The following is a 204-nucleotide window of genomic DNA, read 5'->3' on the forward strand; positions in this document are numbered from 1 at the left end:
ATGCGACACTAGCTCAGTTGGTAGAGCGCAACCTTGCCAAGGTTGAGGTCACGAGTTCGAACCTCGTGTGTCGCTCCAATTTAATAAGCGCTCATCATGCTTTGAATGATGAATACGGACGCGGGATGGAGCAGCTTGGTAGCTCGTCGGGCTCATAACCCGAAGGTCGTCGGTTCAAATCCGGCTCCCGCAACCAATTCTCTT

At 52.5% G+C, this 204-nt stretch carries 2 tRNA genes; both read left to right on the forward strand.

The window, feature by feature from the left end:
- Positions 1-2: 2 nt before the first annotated feature.
- Positions 3-78, forward strand: a tRNA-Gly gene (locus tag GVO60_RS22350).
- A 41-nt stretch (positions 79-119) separates the two neighbouring features.
- Positions 120-196, forward strand: a tRNA-Met gene (locus GVO60_RS22355).
- Positions 197-204: the final 8 nt, after the last annotated feature.

It is taken from the genome of Vibrio atypicus (assembly GCF_009811315.1).
GTDB classification, from domain to species: Bacteria; Pseudomonadota; Gammaproteobacteria; order Enterobacterales; family Vibrionaceae; genus Vibrio; species Vibrio atypicus.